Raw genomic sequence first — 15,976 nt, 5'->3', positions numbered from 1 at the left:
ATTTAGGAGGGAATTTTTTTAAGCAATTATATTATTTTATAAAACAAATGAAACAATAAATTACATATGCAGGATTTTTCAGTCTATTAGCGAAATTACTTTGTATAGAATGATTCTAAATAGTGGTAATCTTATTTAGTGCTTTTGATATGTATTACTTTAATAAAAACTTATTATACAATAAAACAGCAATACCTTGAAGTTTAGGGGGGGAATGTGGTGACAAATGAGCAAGTTGAATTAAAAAGCAAATATCGAATTGCTCGTCAAAAGGGATTTAAATTAAAGAAAAATGCCGAGCTTTTTAAAAGTTTATTTGAAGAAGCCATCGACGGTATTGTGTTCTGGGGTCAAGATGGCAGTATTTTAATGGCTAACCAATCCGCTTTAAATATTTTTGAATGTACTTCGGAAGAGTTTTTAAAACGAAAGCTATGGGAATTTATTTATAACAATGATCAACAAGAAAGTATCCTTAAGAGATTCAATGAAAATGAATCAATAAGGGATGAAATGTTGTTTCTTATGCCAAATGGACAATTCAAATATCTAGAATTCACATCGAAAATGAGTTTCGTTGATGGGTATAATATGACTATTTTCCGAAATAGTAGCTACCGATATCAAATGGAACAAAATTTACGAGACAGTGAGGAAAGATTTCGGAATATTTTTGAAGGCTCACTAGATGGGATGTTACTATGGAATAAGAATTTTCATGTAGTTGATATGAATCCAATTGCAGCAGAAATACTCGGTATAGAGAAAAATAAGATTATAGGTAAGGATTTTAGAGAAATTTATCGTCATTACCCTACCATTTATCAAGAAATGAAAAAGCACCTAGAAGAATTGCCGATTAATGGAACATCAGATTCTATCCTACCTATCAAACATTTAGGAATAAATAAATACTTAGAGATTAGTTCTAAAGGCAATTTAGCATCCAATTTAAATTTGACAGTAATCAGAGATGTAACTGAGAGAAGGGCCTTGCAGGAACAATTACAAAAATCTGATACATTAATGGTTGTAGGGGAATTAGCAGCAGGGATTGCCCATGAAATACGAAATCCAATGACTGCACTAAAGGGGTTTATCCAATTACTTGAATCTAGTATAAAAGAAGATCATTCATTATATTTCAAAGTGATTACTTCAGAATTAAAACGAATTGAATCTACTATTACGGAATTTCTTGTTCTAGCAAAACCACAAGCTATTCAATTTCAATTCCATGATCTTCAAAAAATAATGATGGATACATTAGATTTATTACATGGGCAAGCTCTTATGCATAATATTCAATTTGAATTTGTCCATGAATCCGCATTGCCCAAAATTTTCTGTGAACCAAACCAAATGAAACAAGTATTTATAAATATTATTAAAAATGCAATAGAAGTAATGCAAGATGGGGGAAATATTCGTATCCAAATTAAAAGAGATAATGAGGAAGAAATACATGTAATTATTCAGGATGAAGGCGAAGGGATCCCGAAGGATAAAATAAATAAATTAGGTGAACCATTTTATACAACAAAGGAAAGGGGAACAGGCCTAGGACTAATGGTAAGCTTTAAAATTATTAAAGATCATAAAGGTAGGATTCATGTCGAAAGCGAAGTCGGTGTTGGCTCAACCTTTCATATATATTTACCCATTTCTAAAGGGAATGTCTAACAATCGGACAGACCCTTTTCTTTTTAGATATTCCCTTTGTTTTTCTTATAGAAGAAAATGAATGTTGAATGATTAAGAAAATAATATGTTTATGTCGAAAAGTACTAACAATATTTGTTGAATGATAATTGATTATTAAAAAGAATGTCTAATTTTGCGAATCTATTTACATTTATGGAAATACCTGCGATAATTCACAAGGGAATCGAAGTTGATATAGATACCTATGAAAATAATCGAAGGAGAATGTAAAGTGTATAGTGATACCAAAAATAGAAAAAGATTTTTAAAAGAAATACAACAAAAAAGGGATCAAATGATCTATCTCGGAAAACGTTATGGTTTAACAAATGAAAAAACCATCACTTGTAGTCAGGAGTTGGACGAGCTCTTAAATGAATATCATTATTTATTCCAACATCAAGCTGAAAAACCAAACGTTATCAGGGAAGTGTCATTTCATATATATAGAAGCCAGTTGAAAAAGAGCAATTGGAAGGTCAAAAAATATCAGATATTAAAGGCTATATAAAAACTATCACTATATCTATCATCACTGTCCAACATTCTTAGATAAATATATATTTTTTGTTCCATTTTCATCATAAGAAGAGGTTGTCTGATAATTATCAGACAACCCCTTTTTGTAGTGGAAGTGTAATGATTACTTCCGTTCCTTTATTTATTTTACTTTTTATTTCGATGGTTCCATTAAATGATTCTATTATTCTTTTACATACAACTAATCCCAATCCTGTCCCATTTTCTTTTGAAGTAAAAAAAGGAGTGAAGATTTTTTTTAAATCCTCTTCTGAAATTCCATTCCCATTGTCGCGGATTGAAAGGATAGCCTCCTCATCCTTTTTATCAAGATTGATTATTAACTGCCCCCCGACCGACATAGATTCCAGTGCATTTTTAGTAATATTTAAGATTACTTGTTTAAGTTGATCCATTGTTGCTAATACAATTATTTTCTCTGAATTGATTTTGTAGGAATAATGAACATTAAATAAGTTGGATTCTGAGAAGATTAGCGGATTTAAATCATTTATTACCTGATCCAAATGGATTTCCTCCATTTTTTGAATAGTTGGTTTTCCAAGTATGAGAAATTCGTTTACAATTTCATTGATCCGATCAATTTCTTTATTCACAATAGAAAAATAAAATTGATCTTTTGGATCCTTATATTTTTCGGATAATAATTGAAAAAGTCCTTTAATCCCAGTAAGCGGATTTCTTATTTCATGAGCAGTACTTGCAGCAAGCGTCCCAACTAGCTCTAATTTTTGTGTTTCATTTTGCATCCGTTCCCGTGCAGTCTGTCGTTTAATTGTAATAGAATGTAAAAACAGATATAAACCATGGATAATCGTGGTGATAATTAGAAAGAAAATAAAAGTATGATTAAAAACTGGATTTATCTTTGGAGTGTTAGGAACTATGGCAATTCTCCAAGGTACTTTCTCAAGCGAAGTCCTTACAATCCCTTTTTTTGGGTCCAAGACTAAATTACTATTTGTAGAAAATATCGGAATACCAGTTGTGCTCTCAAATTGGACGAATGTATTTGGTGAAAGCATTTGTATAATATTAGCGATATAATCAATTCGTATATGTGCAACGATGATAGCTTGAATGTCATTATTTTTTACAACAGGAGTGACAATAGCAACGACTTTTTGATTGTTTGACAGTGTTTCTACTTGATCGGAGACAACTGTTTGATGAGTTAATTCCATCGTTTTCAAATAGTTTTTATTTTGTAAACTGTATTGTTTTAAATAATCATTAGTTCCAGTAATCACATTTCCTTTTTTATCTAAAAAGTATATTCCGCCATATCTTGGATCTTTTTCATTGACCTTTTTTAATGCTGTTTTTACATCATTGGTATTGGTAAAATTAGATTCAAAGGTTATAGCCAAAACTTCGATACTCTTAATTGTTTCTCCGATCACTTGATCCATCTGCCTCTGATAGATGGATGCATCGCGCTCGGCATTTCTATATGATTTTTTATCATTCATTTTATAGCTATATATCCCGTAAAGTGTGGTGAACAATATCGCTGGAGCAAGTACAATACTAAGATAGATAGCGAATTTTTTGCGTTTATTTTTCATTGTAAGACCCTCTAATTAAAAATGTGATTTATTAATCATATAATAAAACTCTGCAAAAGAATATTAATCATTTATTCATTGATATAATTATACTTTATTCTTATATGATAGGTAAAACCCTGATAGGTTCTATACGGTAGTATTGACAAGAATCCATCTCTTGCCTATAATGACTATAATTTTGTAGAAGGAAATGATCTTATGGATAATATTCAACAGTCTTTGAAATTATTTATTGTATTATCAAGGGCGTATCGGGCAGTAAATGAATTTACAAATGCCTTTATTCAACAAAATGGTTTGAATCCGACAGAATTCGCGGTTCTTGAATTACTCTATCATAAAGGGGACCAGCCCTTACAACAAATAGGTGATAAAATTCTTCTTGCTAGTGGCAGTATCACCTATGTTGTCGATAAGCTAGAAAAAAAAGAGTATATTGAACGAGTAGCAAGTCCAGATGATAGAAGAGTAACATTCGCACATATAACAGAAAAAGGAAAACAATTTATGGAATCGATATTTCCAGAACACCAAGAGCGGATTCATCAAATCATGTCAGTATTAAATGATACAGAAAAAGAGATGGTCATAGATACTTTAAAAAAACTCGGAAAAAGTATTTCAAATTAGAAATACTTTTTTTATTTTTTTAGAGGAATTTATATGAGTTATGGCGAATAAATAAAGGCTTGAATATTGAATGTGGGGTGTGTGTTATGACAGTAAAGTTTGAAGATTATGCATATAAAAGACCTGAAATAGAGAAAGTGGAGGTTGCGTTCCGAGCAGATCTTGAAAAATTCAAACTGGCCAAAAATGTGGAAGAACAAAGCTTAGCAATGAAGAACATCAATAATATTACTAATGAGTTAGGAACTATGTTTAATCTATGCTATATTCGCCATACGATTGATACGGAAGATGAGTTTTATAAAAACGAAAACGATTATATGGATGAAATTATGCCGCATATCGAAGGTTTGAGATCGGAATATTATCAGGCATTAACATCGTCTCAATTTCGTGATGAACTAGAAAAAAAATGGGGGAAGCAGCTCTTTGATTTAGCGGAAGGACAATTAAAAACCTTCTCTCCTGAAATTATACCGTTGGCTCAAAAGGAAAATAAGCTGTCATCTGAATATACGAAGCTTATAGCCTCTGCAAAAATTATGTTTGAAGGGGAAGAGAGGACACTTGCTCAAATTGATCCTTTTACAGAATCTAAGGACCGAGATATGAGGAAAAGAGCTATTGAAGCGAAATTTGGGTTCTTTGTTGAAAACGCGGAAGAATTCGACCGTATTTATGATGAATTAGTGAAGGTACGTACTGAAATCGCCAAGAAATTAGGATTTAAGAATTTCGTTGAGTTAGGCTATTACAGAATGTCACGTATTGATTATAATGCTGAAATGGTAGCGAAGTTCCGTGAACAAGTGAAGGAATATATTGTCCCGCTTGCAACTGAACTAAGAAAACGACAAAAAGAGAGAATTGGTGTAGATTCTTTAAAATTTTATGATGAAGGTTATCAATTTTTATCTGGAAATGCTGTACCTAAAGGTTCGCCTGAATGGATTATTGATAATGGGAAGAAAATGTATTCTGAGCTATCAAAAGAAACAGATGAATTCTTCACATTTATGAATGATAATCATCTTATGGATCTAGTAGCAAAGAAAGGGAAAGCAAGTGGCGGATATTGTACTTATATCGAAAACTATAAAGCACCATACATTTTTTCAAACTTTAATGGTACATCTGGGGATATTGACGTGTTAACTCATGAAGCCGGGCATGCCTTCCAAGTTTATTCTAGCCGTCATTTTGAAATACCTGAATACAATTGGCCGACACATGAAGCATGTGAAATTCATTCAATGAGTATGGAATTTTTCACTTATCCATGGATGGAATTATTCTTCAAAGAGGATACAGATAAGTATAAATTTGCCCATTTGAGTAGTGCATTAATCTTCTTACCATATGGTGTAGCCGTTGATGAATTCCAGCACTTTGTGTATGAAAATCCTGAAGCTACCCCTGCTGAAAGAAAGCAAGCTTGGAAACAAATCGAAGAGAAGTACCTACCACATCGTGATTATGATGGTTTCGATTATTTAGAGAATGGTGGACTTTGGCAAAGACAAGGTCATATTTATGAATCACCATTTTATTATATTGACTATACACTAGCGCAAATTTGTGCGTTTCAATTCTGGAAAAAATCACAAGAAAATCATGAAGAGGCATGGAAAGACTATATTCATTTATGTAAACAAGGTGGAAGTAAATCTTTTACAGAGCTAGTAAAAGAAGCGAACCTTATTTCCCCATTTGAAGATGGATGTGTTCAGTCCGTGATTGGTACGATCCAAACATGGCTTGATCAAGTAGACGATAAAAAATTATAAGTGAAATGTTTTGCTGTCCTTGTTTAATGTTTTAACAAGTAGGAATTGGAGTTATTCGAATAAAGTAGCAAAATTTATTATAAAGGCTGTTTTCGTTTAGGTAGTTGCTTTTGTAAAGCCCAACTGCCGGCTATTACTCCCAATAAAGGATTCTTGCGGTTCTTATGGAGATTGCAGCTTTCTTAGTAAATTGATACGTGTAGCGATCCTCAGTCGATATTTAATAGTTATAACTTTACTTAAAAAGCAACAATGTTTAAGAAAAGAGCCATTATAAAAAAGGAGAAAAGCATAAACGCTTTTCTCCTTTTTGTAAGATTATTTTGATTCAACATGAATATGATTATCGACGATCGTTGCGATTAATTCTTTTTGTTCTACATGATCTAATATAAAGTCAGCAATACGATCCTCTAATTGTTCTTGAATTACTCGGCGTAAAGGTCTTGCACCGAATGCTGGATGGTAACCTAACTCTGCAAGTTTTTCTTTTACTTCATTTGTTACCTCAAGTGTGATTTGTTGCTCAGATAATGTCTCATTCAATTCTTTGAGCATTAAATCAACGATTTCCAATAGATGTACTTTATCTAATGATTGAAATTCAATAATATTATCAAATCGATTGAGAAATTCTGGCTTGAAAAAGCTGCCGAGTGAATCAAGTATACTTGTTTCCTTAATAGCATTGCTTTGGTCAAAGCCAACATGAATTTCTTTAATACCGATTCCTGCATTACTAGTCATAATAATAACTGTATCCTTGAAGCTGACCGTACGTCCTTGACTATCTGTAAGACGACCGTCCTCCAATATTTGTAGAAACATATGCTGCACATCTGGATGTGCTTTTTCAATCTCATCTAATAATATGATACTATATGGATTTCTGCGAACTTTTTCAGTTAATTGTCCTGCTTCTTCATGGCCAACATATCCTGGTGGAGAGCCGATTAATTTAGACACACTATGCTTCTCCATATACTCACTCATGTCGAGTCGAATCAATGCATCCTTTGTACCAAATAATTCTTCTGCCAATGTTTTTGTAAGTTCGGTTTTACCAACCCCAGTTGGACCTACGAAGAGGAAGGAACCGATTGGACGAGTTTTTGATTTTAATCCAGCACGTCCGCGACGGATCGCTTTAGCTACTTTTTTAACCGCTTCTTCTTGGCCGATTACTTTTTTGGCTAAGTTTTCCTCGATATTTTTCATTTTTTGTTGCTCATTTTCTTGCAATTTACCAACTGGTATACCAGTTTTCTTCTCGATAATTGCTTGAATATGAGTAATGTCCACTATAGGCTGACTATGTTTATTTTCAGTTTGCAGCATTTGCTCTAATTTCTCTTCTTCATCACGCAATGTTGCAGCTGTTTCATAATCTTCTTTTGTTAACGCAGTTTGTTTTTCTTGCTCAATTTCTGTAAGACGTTGCTTAAGTTCCTCTTCATTGCCAGTCACTAATGTTAAGTTTAATTTTGAGCCAGCTTCATCCATTAGATCGATTGCTTTATCCGGTAGGTAGCGATCTTGAATATATCGATTAGATAAAATGACACATGCTTTGATTGCTTCATCTGAGTAACTTACTTGGTGATATTTCTCATATTTTTCTTTCAATCCATTTAAAATATTAATAGATTGTTCAATTGTAGGTTCATTTACTTGCACTGGTTGGAAGCGTCTTTCTAATGCTGCATCTTTTTCGATTTGGCGATATTCTTTTAATGTCGTTGCCCCAATGACTTGAAGTTCACCTCTTGCTAAAGCTGGTTTTAGAATATTTCCTGCGTCCATGGAGCCTTCTGCAGAACCTGCACCAACTAGTAAATGAATTTCATCAATGAATAAAAGAACATTTTTACGATTTTGTAACTCAGTAATGAGTTGTTTCATTCTTTCTTCAAATTGTCCCCGAATTCCTGTATTTGCTACCAATGAGGCAACGTCAAGCAGGTAGACTTCTTTATTTCTTAGTTTAGCTGGTACATCCTTTTCAACTATTTTCAAGGCAAGCCCCTCTGCTATCGCAGTTTTACCTACACCTGGTTCACCAATTAAAACTGGATTGTTTTTATTCCGGCGGTTTAATATTTCAATCACTCGATTGATTTCTTCTTCACGCCCTATTACCGGATCAATTAATCCTGTTTTAGCTATGCTTGTTAAGTTGCGTCCAAATTGATCTAAAAAGCCATTATGACCATTGCCGCCCCGACTTTGAGTTTGTTGTTTAAACCCCTGATTATTCGCTGGCAATGATCCGCCTTGACTATATCCTTTAAATAAATGTTCAAAATCATTCATTGAAGGAAAACCACCAAATGGTGAATGATTCATCGCAAATTCTTTCTTATAGCATTCAGAACATAATTGTAGATCCTGAGTTTGACCATTTATATTTACTCTTAGTTGAACATTAGCATTTCGATCATTACAATTTTGACATTTCATAATAGCATTCCTCCTTGAAATAGCAATGCAATTGTTATAATAGTTAATTTTGACTATCTTTGACTAATTAGATAAAAAGAAAATAAGGTTATTTGATTTTGACTATCTTTGACCTTATGGATTCATCATACACCCAATTTTTAAATTTGTAAATAATTTTTTTGACCTTTTTTGACTAAATAAAAAGTTATAAGAGTTAAATGGGTTTAATGCAAAAAATATTTTTCTTGTCGTAATTGAATATGCTTGTACATATGGATTAGTAGTGCGACTTTATTGCGAGGGGATTATTGATGAAGAAATATATTGATGGTTTACAAGTGGCTGCTGTTTATGTTGGAACAGTGATTGGAGCTGGATTTGCTACAGGAAAAGAAATCGTCGAGTTTTTTTCACGTTATGGGTTTATTGGAATTATATCAATATTATTAGCAGGCTATCTATTTATCGCATTAGGTACAAAAATGATGTTGATAGCCATTGATTTAAAAGCCAAATCATATGAAGAATTTAATGAGTATTTATTTGGTAGAACCATTTCAAAGTTTATGAATGTATTTATGATGATGATGTTACTTGGAGTATGCGGGGTGATGTTTTCTGGAGCAGGTGCGGTGTTTCAAGAACATTTAGGTATTAGTAAAAATATTGGTATCTATTTAACGATTTTTTTAACGATTTTTATTATGTTAATTGGTACAAAAGGCGTATTTGCTGTTAATACTTTTGTTGTGCCGATGATGATTATTTTTAATTTTATCGTCATGTCAAAGTCAATCTTAACTCCAAATTTTTTTGAATCAGTGTTAATGATTCCTAAAGTAGAAGATGGTTGGAGATTATTTTTATCTCCTTTTTCGTATGCTGCTTTAAATTTAATCCTCGCACAAGCAGTATTAGTACCAATTGCTAGTGAGGTAAATGATAAAAAGGTAGTACGGATAGGTGGTATTATAGGCGGAGGCTTATTAACACTAATCCTATTATCTAGTCATTTTACACTCATTACTTTACCTAATGTCGCTGAATTTGAAATTCCAATGGCTATTATTGTTCAAAATACTTTTGGAAGTATTTATTATATCTATGTTGCTATTATTTATGGAGAAATATTTACCTCTATCATTGGAAATGTTTATGGCCTTGGAAAGCAGATCCAGCAATATTTATCTATTAAATCGTTATGGATCTACATGATCATTATTGCAGTTGTTACATTAATCAGTAAGGTGCATTATGGAACACTTTTAGCATTATTGTACCCGTTATTTGGATATATTAGCTTAATTTTTATTTTTTTACTTTGGATACGAAGTGAAAATAAGTTTACGAAAGCATGAAATGAGGCTGTCAGATAAAAAGATGGTGCCATTACTTCACAATCATTGTAGGATACATGTGAAATGATACGTAAATGACAATCTTTTTATCTGGAGCCTATATTAGTGGAGTGGAAGGACAATGATTAATAATAAATCAAATATGACATGGGATACGACCAAAAGTGGAATGTTTTTTCTCCACAAATAAAGTGAACCCCAAAAAAGACCACCGACCAATGCCGCTATGATTAAGATAATGTTTTCTGAATAGATGAAAATAGAGGCATTTAATATTGCTGTTATAAGGACAGGTAACCATCCTTGAATATGGTACATTAGTCTTTTTTGGACAAAGCCTCTCCAGAATATTTCTTCTCCAGGAGCCAAAACGAATACGAGCACAAAATAATGCCATATATATTTTGGTGAAAGTAGTTTATAAGTCTTTCCTATTTGTTTGTCTAGATAAGAGGATAAGAGTGAAAATAACCAATCACCAATCCAAAACACAAGATACAGTACGACTCCAGATAATATACCGAGAAATAAATATTTCCCATTTGATTGTTCATCATGTGATTTATCACTGACGATTGAATAGCTAATTAATAGTAAAGAGGTGGCTGTGTATATGTACCAAAAAATTGAACGGTCATTAAAAGTAAGAAATAATAAGATATGCGCTAACAATATACCTATTATAAGCCTTATATCTGTTGCGCTTTGCTTCATATGTTAGAAACTCCCCTCGACATAACAATACATGACTACTATGGGATTTGGATAAATCTCCATTAAATAGTTCTTTTCTATATAAGAATACTTCAATGTACACATTTTATCAAAAACAAGCTATAAATGTAATGTCCATTGTTTGAATGAATAAAATGTCATTTAAAAGTAAGGCTCTTCAATAGTTACTTTTTTGCAAATATGGTTGTTGCTTATGTAAAGTTTTAACTAGAAAAAGGGGCGAAGTCCGTCAATTTCCTTCATTCCACAAAAAAATTGGCTAAATCTAGCCAATTTTTTCGTTTTTATGCATTTATAGATTCTTTGATGACGGTATAGTTTTTATGATTAACGACCGTTTTTTCCTCTAATTCAAGTTCGCGATAATTATCCATATATGTTAAATCAACAATTACTGAATTCTCATTTACTTTTTCAACAACGCCACGTAAACCGTCTTTAAATTCAATTACATTCCCTACATCGGCTATTTTCACTCTGACGTCCCCCGTTCATATTAAATTATGAATTATAAATTTTCAATCATCTCATTTACAGTTTGCACCATTTTATGAAAAGTTTCAAGTATAATGAATAAATAGATAAAGTGATACGGTTCCGTTGTTCTTTAGATACTTTGAAAATTTAAACAAGGGGTTATTATGTTAATTTTTCATAATAGTAAAGTGAATTTAAGGAACCATGTTAGATCAAAAAATGAAGAATCGATTGTTAAATGGTCCTTAGGAGGGGGATATATGATATATGATCAATAATGATAAAATTCGTTACTTTTTTATTTGTATTGCTATTTTATTTTTTATCTCTGCATTCTTTTTACCTGGAGTTATCATTATGCCGTTGAAAATTATTTTATTTTCATCTGGAGATGTCTTGTATTTTGGAATGGGAACAGAATTTTATATGTTTGGAATGATTGCATTTCTCTTTTTAGGATTAGCTTCTATACTATTTATTTTCAAAAAATGGATTTTAAGAATAATGGCAATTTTTTTGTGTTTAATTAGTATCACGTTTTTGATTTTATCAGTTGATGAATATTTCTATATACAAAAGGATGGTTTTACAATGAATGAATTCTCCTCTTTAGGAAAGCATTCTTTTATTCCCTGGGATAAAATAGAGGAGATTCAATACGTGTATAAAGCAAATGAAAACTCACCATTGAGAATTCAATTGAATTTGATTGATGGAAGTACATATAATATTCCTTTTAATGGATTTTCTGCAAACATGAAAAACATGCTCAGGGATTATGTCGCTCCCCATGGTGGGAAATTGGTTGATATAGATGAGGAATGATATAATCTTCTTAGATATTTTGTTAAACTTGTATTGAGGTGAGATAGTTGACGGAAGAAGAAATCAATGCTTCAATTGATCAATTACGTAAAGGTGAATTAACAGAGTTATATATTGATAATAAAGATTTCTATGATTTTCGGAAGATTTTAGTAGAACAAGAAGACTTTAAACACTTTCGTGGGATTGCCCAAAGAAACGGTCATGTAATCTATAAATATTTGGAAGATGCTAGGAGTTAAGAAGATACTTTGTGAAGTATCTTCTTTTTTGTGGCTGCTTTTTTACTTATTTTGAAAAATTTAGTATATTTATATTATACAGATAAAAAGGGGGATTAAAATTGAAGGATAAACTTTTCTTATTAAAACAAGAAGTATCCAAAGTTATGGTCGGAAGAGAAAAAGATATCGAATTATTAACTATTGCTCTCTTGCAAGGCGGGCATATATTACTAGAAAGTGTACCAGGTACTGGAAAAACACTCCTTGCTAAAACTTTTGCTAAATCTTTGGATGGAGAGTTCAAACGAATTCAATTTACACCAGATGTATTACCTACAGATGTAACGGGCATTCAGTTTTTTAATCCTAAAAGTCAAGAATTTGAATTACGTATTGGTCCAGTTAAGACGAACATTCTTTTAGCTGATGAAATTAACCGGGCAACTCCAAGAACCCAGTCCAGTCTGTTAGAGGTAATGGAAGAGCGTCAAGTCACTATCGATGGTGAAACAATTATTATAGATGAGCCATTTATGGTCATTGCTACACAGAACCCTGTAGAATCTCAACAGGGAACCTTTCCGCTCCCAGCTGCACAGTTAGATCGTTTTTTAATGAAAATTTCGATGAGTTATCCTACATATGAAGAAGAAAGGGATATTTTAAGAAGATTTCAAAGTAATGAGCCTTTAACACAAGTAAAGACAATTTTAACAAGAGAAGAGTTTGTAGAACTTAGAAAGAATGTAAAAAACATTCTTGTAAATGAAGATGTCGAAAAATTCATGCTGTTAATTATTAGACAAACTAGACAGCATCCTGCAATTGAACATGGGGCTAGCCCGAGGGCAGCACTTGCCTTGCTAAAAGCGAGTCAAGGACATGCATTTATTCATGGTCGTGAGTATGTTACACCAGACGATGTGAAAGTTGTAGCACCATACGTGTTAAAGCATCGTTTGTATTTATCCATTGAAGCATCTTTAACAAATACAATTGAAGATATCTTCGAAGAGATTATGAAGGAAGTTCCAACTCCAGTTGAGTCAGGAGTGGTGTAATGGAATGGAGAAAAGAAGTAATTATTAACCGAAATTTAAATTTTGCCCGTTCAACATTAATCATTCTCATTATATTAACCTTTTTATTTGGGGATAAATGGCTACTTTTTATTCTATTAACCGCAGTGATTCTCTTATTTATTCATCATGCCTATATTTCTGTGCTCGGACGAGATTTACATTTAGAAAATGATAAAGAAATAACAAGAATGAACATAGACGATGAAGGTGCATGGCTATTTACATTTAAAAATAAAGGGGTTCCTATTGTAAAAGGAAGCTTAAATATTGCTTTTGATGATTGTATTGAACCGACCACTTATCCATATGTTAAAAATCGGTCTTTTTTAGAAATTTCTATTCCCTTCAAGGCATGGACGAATGAACAGGTCGAGGTGAGAGTTCCTTTTTCAGCGGTAAAAAGAGGCATTTCACATATCTATAAATTTGAAATAAAGGTTAACCACTTATTTGGAAGTGGGGCCATCATTTTGAATTACAACGGTATTATTAAAAAGAAAAAATTAGTTTATCCAAATAGAAAGATAGTCCAATCACTCAAAGAACCTTCTGTCTTATTTCATGGTTATCAGGATGTCCGGAATTCGCTATTTTTTGATCCACTCCAACCGGTTGGAACCCGGGAGTATATTAAAGGAGATTCCTTTCAGCATATTCACTGGAAAGCAACAGCAAGAATGCAGCAGCTACAAACAAAGGTATTCCCACATTCAGGAGCTAGGCATTGGCTATTAATTTTGAATATTTCAGAAGGACATTCCATTAATCGTGATTTGGAAGAATTAATTAGTTATACAGCTTTTTTAATTGAACATGCAGTAAAGGAAAACATACCTTTTGCAGTTGCTATAAATATACGCACCCATAGTGACATTCCTTATTTTTATCTTTCCGAAGGTGAAGGAAGAATTCAGAGACAAAAAGCATTTGAAATACTTTCTATGCTTTCTATCCACTCCTTTCCTTTTCCACCACATTTAATGTTAAAGGATATTGAAAAAAGAGGTTCTTCTGTCCCAATTATCATCTATATTGGCAATCAAAATACTGCCAGTAACAATGTTCTATTGTCTTTAAAAATGAAAAAATCAACCATTTTTGAATTGGAAAATGCCAATGGACAAGGAGTAATGAAAGAATGGAGTCAGGTGCCATGCAAAAGAAGCGGATAAATTGGATTTGGATTTGGGGAGTTTTAAAAACTTTCATTAGTGAGGCAATTTTATTAGCGATCTTGTTATTTCCTGTTCGTTTAAATAATCATGTCTTTACAATCAGTTGGGCATTTTTAATTATTATGATTGGAGCACTAATAATTACCTTCATCCTAACAGCCGGTAATAAACAAAGAGTTCAAAAACTTTACTATATCATTTCTATACCAATTATGATTATTGCTTCACTAATTACCGGAATCCCAATATGGGCAATGATCATTATGGTTATCTTTAGTCAATGGCGACTTTATAAATTATTGCCAGAGGATTTTGATGATGAATATTTTGATAATCGAAATGGATTACTATTAACAACGATCCTTGTCGGTGTAACCATGTATGGAATTGGAATGTATTTAGAGTTTGTACAAAATGATTCACTATTATTATTTATATTATTACAACTTTTTTTATTAACTTATGGAACTTTTATTAAGAATTATTTCCAAGTTAACTTTAAAAGAGTTTCACCGATGTTTCTTATGGCAGTCATTATATTTATTATACCTCTTGGAGTCGCCGTTGTTTTAACCTTATTAAGTGGACCGATAAGATTAGGTTTTCTTTCAATAATTTCTCTTATTTTTAGCGGAGTAGCTATTACGGTTGGCCCTATTTTATCTAAATTCTTTGATCTAGTTAAAGATAATGCAGACACGGGATATGAGAAAATGAAAGTGGAAAACATGAATGGAGAACCAACGGTTGAACAAGGGAAAAGTGTCATTGAAAGAATAGAACCAGATAGCAGTATTTTTTATTTAATCATCTTCATAGCTTTTGTCCTCTTCGCGATTTGGGCATTTATTAAGTTCCGTCGTTTTCAAGTATCTAATGAAGAGAGGAATGATGGAAAGGAGTTAACCATTAGGAAATTATTTAAGAAAGCCACTAATCCTTCATCAGAGGTATTAATTAATCCTAATTATTCAAAATCATCACATCAAATTAGAAAAAGTGTAAATGATTTGGAGAGACTTGCTTTGAAGAAAAAGTTAGGACGATACACCTCAGAATCTGCACGAGAATGGTTTATTCGAATAGAAATAAATTGTACAAATAAGTGGATTGAAATATATGAAAAGGTTCGATACGGGAAGGAAGAAATTTCTGCAACGGATGTAGATTTATTTTTAACTGAATACAAAAGTATTAAGGCACAGCTTAAAGAAATAAAGCCAAGTAAAAATCAAGATGATGGAATTCATAACCTTTCAGAATAATGTAATACTACTATTGAGCAATTGATTTGTCATCATGAAAAAGGAGTGTTATTCTTTTAACTTGGAAAATCTAGTTTGTTCATATAAAATATTATTGACGAAATAAATTAGGTCATTTATTTTAATATGGAGAAACATTAATCATTTAATAGGATAAAGGA

General features: G+C 32.2%; 14 protein-coding genes. 10 read left to right on the top strand and 4 right to left on the bottom strand.

The genetic code is table 11. From position 1 onward, the window contains the following. The first annotated feature begins 219 nt into the window (after positions 1 to 219). Together I5818_RS16915 and I5818_RS16910 are read left to right on the top strand one after the other, a co-directional pair. Positions 220 to 1,683: a PAS domain-containing sensor histidine kinase gene (locus tag I5818_RS16915; RefSeq protein ID WP_235849733.1), complete on the top strand. Its 1,464-nt coding sequence runs from the start codon at positions 220 to 222 to the stop codon at positions 1,681 to 1,683. Positions 1,684 to 1,936: 253 nt separating this feature from the next. Further along, positions 1,937 to 2,215, top strand: coding sequence for an aspartyl-phosphate phosphatase Spo0E family protein (locus tag I5818_RS16910; RefSeq protein WP_058002436.1), 279 nt, complete (start codon positions 1,937 to 1,939; stop codon positions 2,213 to 2,215). Between the two features lie 97 nt (positions 2,216 to 2,312). Here the strand turns inward: I5818_RS16910 and I5818_RS16905 are convergent, their stop codons facing one another. Continuing rightward, positions 2,313 to 3,812, bottom strand: a complete 1,500-nt coding sequence (locus I5818_RS16905; RefSeq protein WP_209391791.1) for a PAS domain-containing sensor histidine kinase — start codon at positions 3,810 to 3,812, stop codon at positions 2,313 to 2,315. Positions 3,813 to 4,013: 201 nt separating this feature from the next. Here I5818_RS16905 and I5818_RS16900 point away from each other — a divergent pair, with 201 nt between their 5' ends. Both I5818_RS16900 and I5818_RS16895 read left to right on the top strand, forming a co-directional pair. Continuing rightward, positions 4,014 to 4,445 carry a MarR family winged helix-turn-helix transcriptional regulator gene (locus I5818_RS16900; protein WP_058002438.1) on the top strand — a complete coding sequence of 144 codons (432 nt, stop codon included), beginning with the start codon at positions 4,014 to 4,016 and terminating at the stop codon, positions 4,443 to 4,445. Between the two features lie 86 nt (positions 4,446 to 4,531). Further along, on the top strand, positions 4,532 to 6,232 hold the full coding sequence (locus I5818_RS16895) for a M3 family oligoendopeptidase (RefSeq protein ID WP_078111420.1): 1,701 nt from the start codon (positions 4,532 to 4,534) through the stop codon (positions 6,230 to 6,232). Positions 6,233 to 6,550: 318 nt separating this feature from the next. On the opposite strand, the gene I5818_RS16890 is transcribed toward I5818_RS16895, so the two are convergent. Continuing rightward, on the bottom strand, positions 6,551 to 8,692 hold the full coding sequence (locus I5818_RS16890; protein WP_071976564.1) for an ATP-dependent Clp protease ATP-binding subunit: 2,142 nt from the start codon (positions 8,690 to 8,692) through the stop codon (positions 6,551 to 6,553). Between the two features lie 293 nt (positions 8,693 to 8,985). Between I5818_RS16890 and I5818_RS16885 the strand changes: the two genes are divergently transcribed. Continuing rightward, the gene (locus I5818_RS16885) at positions 8,986 to 10,032 is read left to right on the top strand and encodes a YkvI family membrane protein (protein ID WP_058002441.1); all 1,047 of its coding nucleotides are present in this window, start codon (positions 8,986 to 8,988) and stop codon (positions 10,030 to 10,032) included. A gap of 102 nt (positions 10,033 to 10,134) precedes the next feature. On the opposite strand, the gene I5818_RS16880 is transcribed toward I5818_RS16885, so the two are convergent. Both I5818_RS16880 and I5818_RS16875 read right to left on the bottom strand, forming a co-directional pair. After that, positions 10,135 to 10,746 carry a CPBP family intramembrane glutamic endopeptidase gene (locus I5818_RS16880; RefSeq protein ID WP_058002442.1) on the bottom strand — a complete coding sequence of 204 codons (612 nt, stop codon included), beginning with the start codon at positions 10,744 to 10,746 and terminating at the stop codon, positions 10,135 to 10,137. Between the two features lie 305 nt (positions 10,747 to 11,051). Then, the gene (locus I5818_RS16875; RefSeq protein WP_058002443.1) at positions 11,052 to 11,243 is read right to left on the bottom strand and encodes a YkvS family protein; all 192 of its coding nucleotides are present in this window, start codon (positions 11,241 to 11,243) and stop codon (positions 11,052 to 11,054) included. 268 nt (positions 11,244 to 11,511) lie between these two features. On the opposite strand from I5818_RS16875, the gene I5818_RS16870 reads away from it, so the two are divergent. From I5818_RS16870 to I5818_RS16850, 5 genes are all read left to right on the top strand, one after another. Next, positions 11,512 to 12,069, top strand: a complete 558-nt coding sequence (locus I5818_RS16870) for a hypothetical protein (protein ID WP_078111414.1) — start codon at positions 11,512 to 11,514, stop codon at positions 12,067 to 12,069. 47 nt (positions 12,070 to 12,116) lie between these two features. Continuing rightward, positions 12,117 to 12,311: a hypothetical protein gene (locus I5818_RS16865; RefSeq protein WP_058002445.1), complete on the top strand. Its 195-nt coding sequence runs from the start codon at positions 12,117 to 12,119 to the stop codon at positions 12,309 to 12,311. Positions 12,312 to 12,412: 101 nt separating this feature from the next. Then, positions 12,413 to 13,354: an AAA family ATPase gene (locus I5818_RS16860; RefSeq protein ID WP_260838812.1), complete on the top strand. Its 942-nt coding sequence runs from the start codon at positions 12,413 to 12,415 to the stop codon at positions 13,352 to 13,354. Next, positions 13,354 to 14,547, top strand: coding sequence for a DUF58 domain-containing protein (locus I5818_RS16855; protein ID WP_078111413.1), 1,194 nt, complete (start codon positions 13,354 to 13,356; stop codon positions 14,545 to 14,547). The genes I5818_RS16860 and I5818_RS16855 overlap by 1 nt, the downstream gene beginning before the upstream one ends. Beyond that, complete coding sequence (locus tag I5818_RS16850; RefSeq protein ID WP_078111412.1) at positions 14,514 to 15,815, top strand: hypothetical protein; 1,302 nt, start codon at positions 14,514 to 14,516, stop codon at positions 15,813 to 15,815. The genes I5818_RS16855 and I5818_RS16850 overlap by 34 nt, the downstream gene beginning before the upstream one ends. Positions 15,816 to 15,976 lie beyond the last annotated feature (161 nt).

The sequence above is a fragment of the Heyndrickxia oleronia genome (assembly GCF_017809215.1).
In the GTDB taxonomy this organism is placed as follows: domain Bacteria; phylum Bacillota; class Bacilli; order Bacillales; family Bacillaceae_C; genus Heyndrickxia; species Heyndrickxia oleronia.
The sequence above is the reverse complement of the archived record's forward strand: the minus strand, read 5'-3'. Positions and strand labels throughout refer to the sequence as shown.

Coding starts and splice junctions, on each gene's coding strand:
- I5818_RS16905 (WP_209391791.1), bottom strand. CDS start 3,812: ATGAAAAATAAACGCAAAAAATTCGCTATCTATCTTAGTATTGTACTT.
- I5818_RS16900 (WP_058002438.1), top strand. CDS start 4,014: ATGGATAATATTCAACAGTCTTTGAAATTATTTATTGTATTATCAAGG.
- I5818_RS16895 (WP_078111420.1), top strand. CDS start 4,532: ATGACAGTAAAGTTTGAAGATTATGCATATAAAAGACCTGAAATAGAG.
- I5818_RS16890 (WP_071976564.1), bottom strand. CDS start 8,692: ATGAAATGTCAAAATTGTAATGATCGAAATGCTAATGTTCAACTAAGA.
- I5818_RS16885 (WP_058002441.1), top strand. CDS start 8,986: ATGAAGAAATATATTGATGGTTTACAAGTGGCTGCTGTTTATGTTGGA.
- I5818_RS16880 (WP_058002442.1), bottom strand. CDS start 10,746: ATGAAGCAAAGCGCAACAGATATAAGGCTTATAATAGGTATATTGTTA.
- I5818_RS16870 (WP_078111414.1), top strand. CDS start 11,512: ATGATCAATAATGATAAAATTCGTTACTTTTTTATTTGTATTGCTATT.
- I5818_RS16855 (WP_078111413.1), top strand. CDS start 13,354: ATGGAATGGAGAAAAGAAGTAATTATTAACCGAAATTTAAATTTTGCC.
- I5818_RS16850 (WP_078111412.1), top strand. CDS start 14,514: ATGGAGTCAGGTGCCATGCAAAAGAAGCGGATAAATTGGATTTGGATT.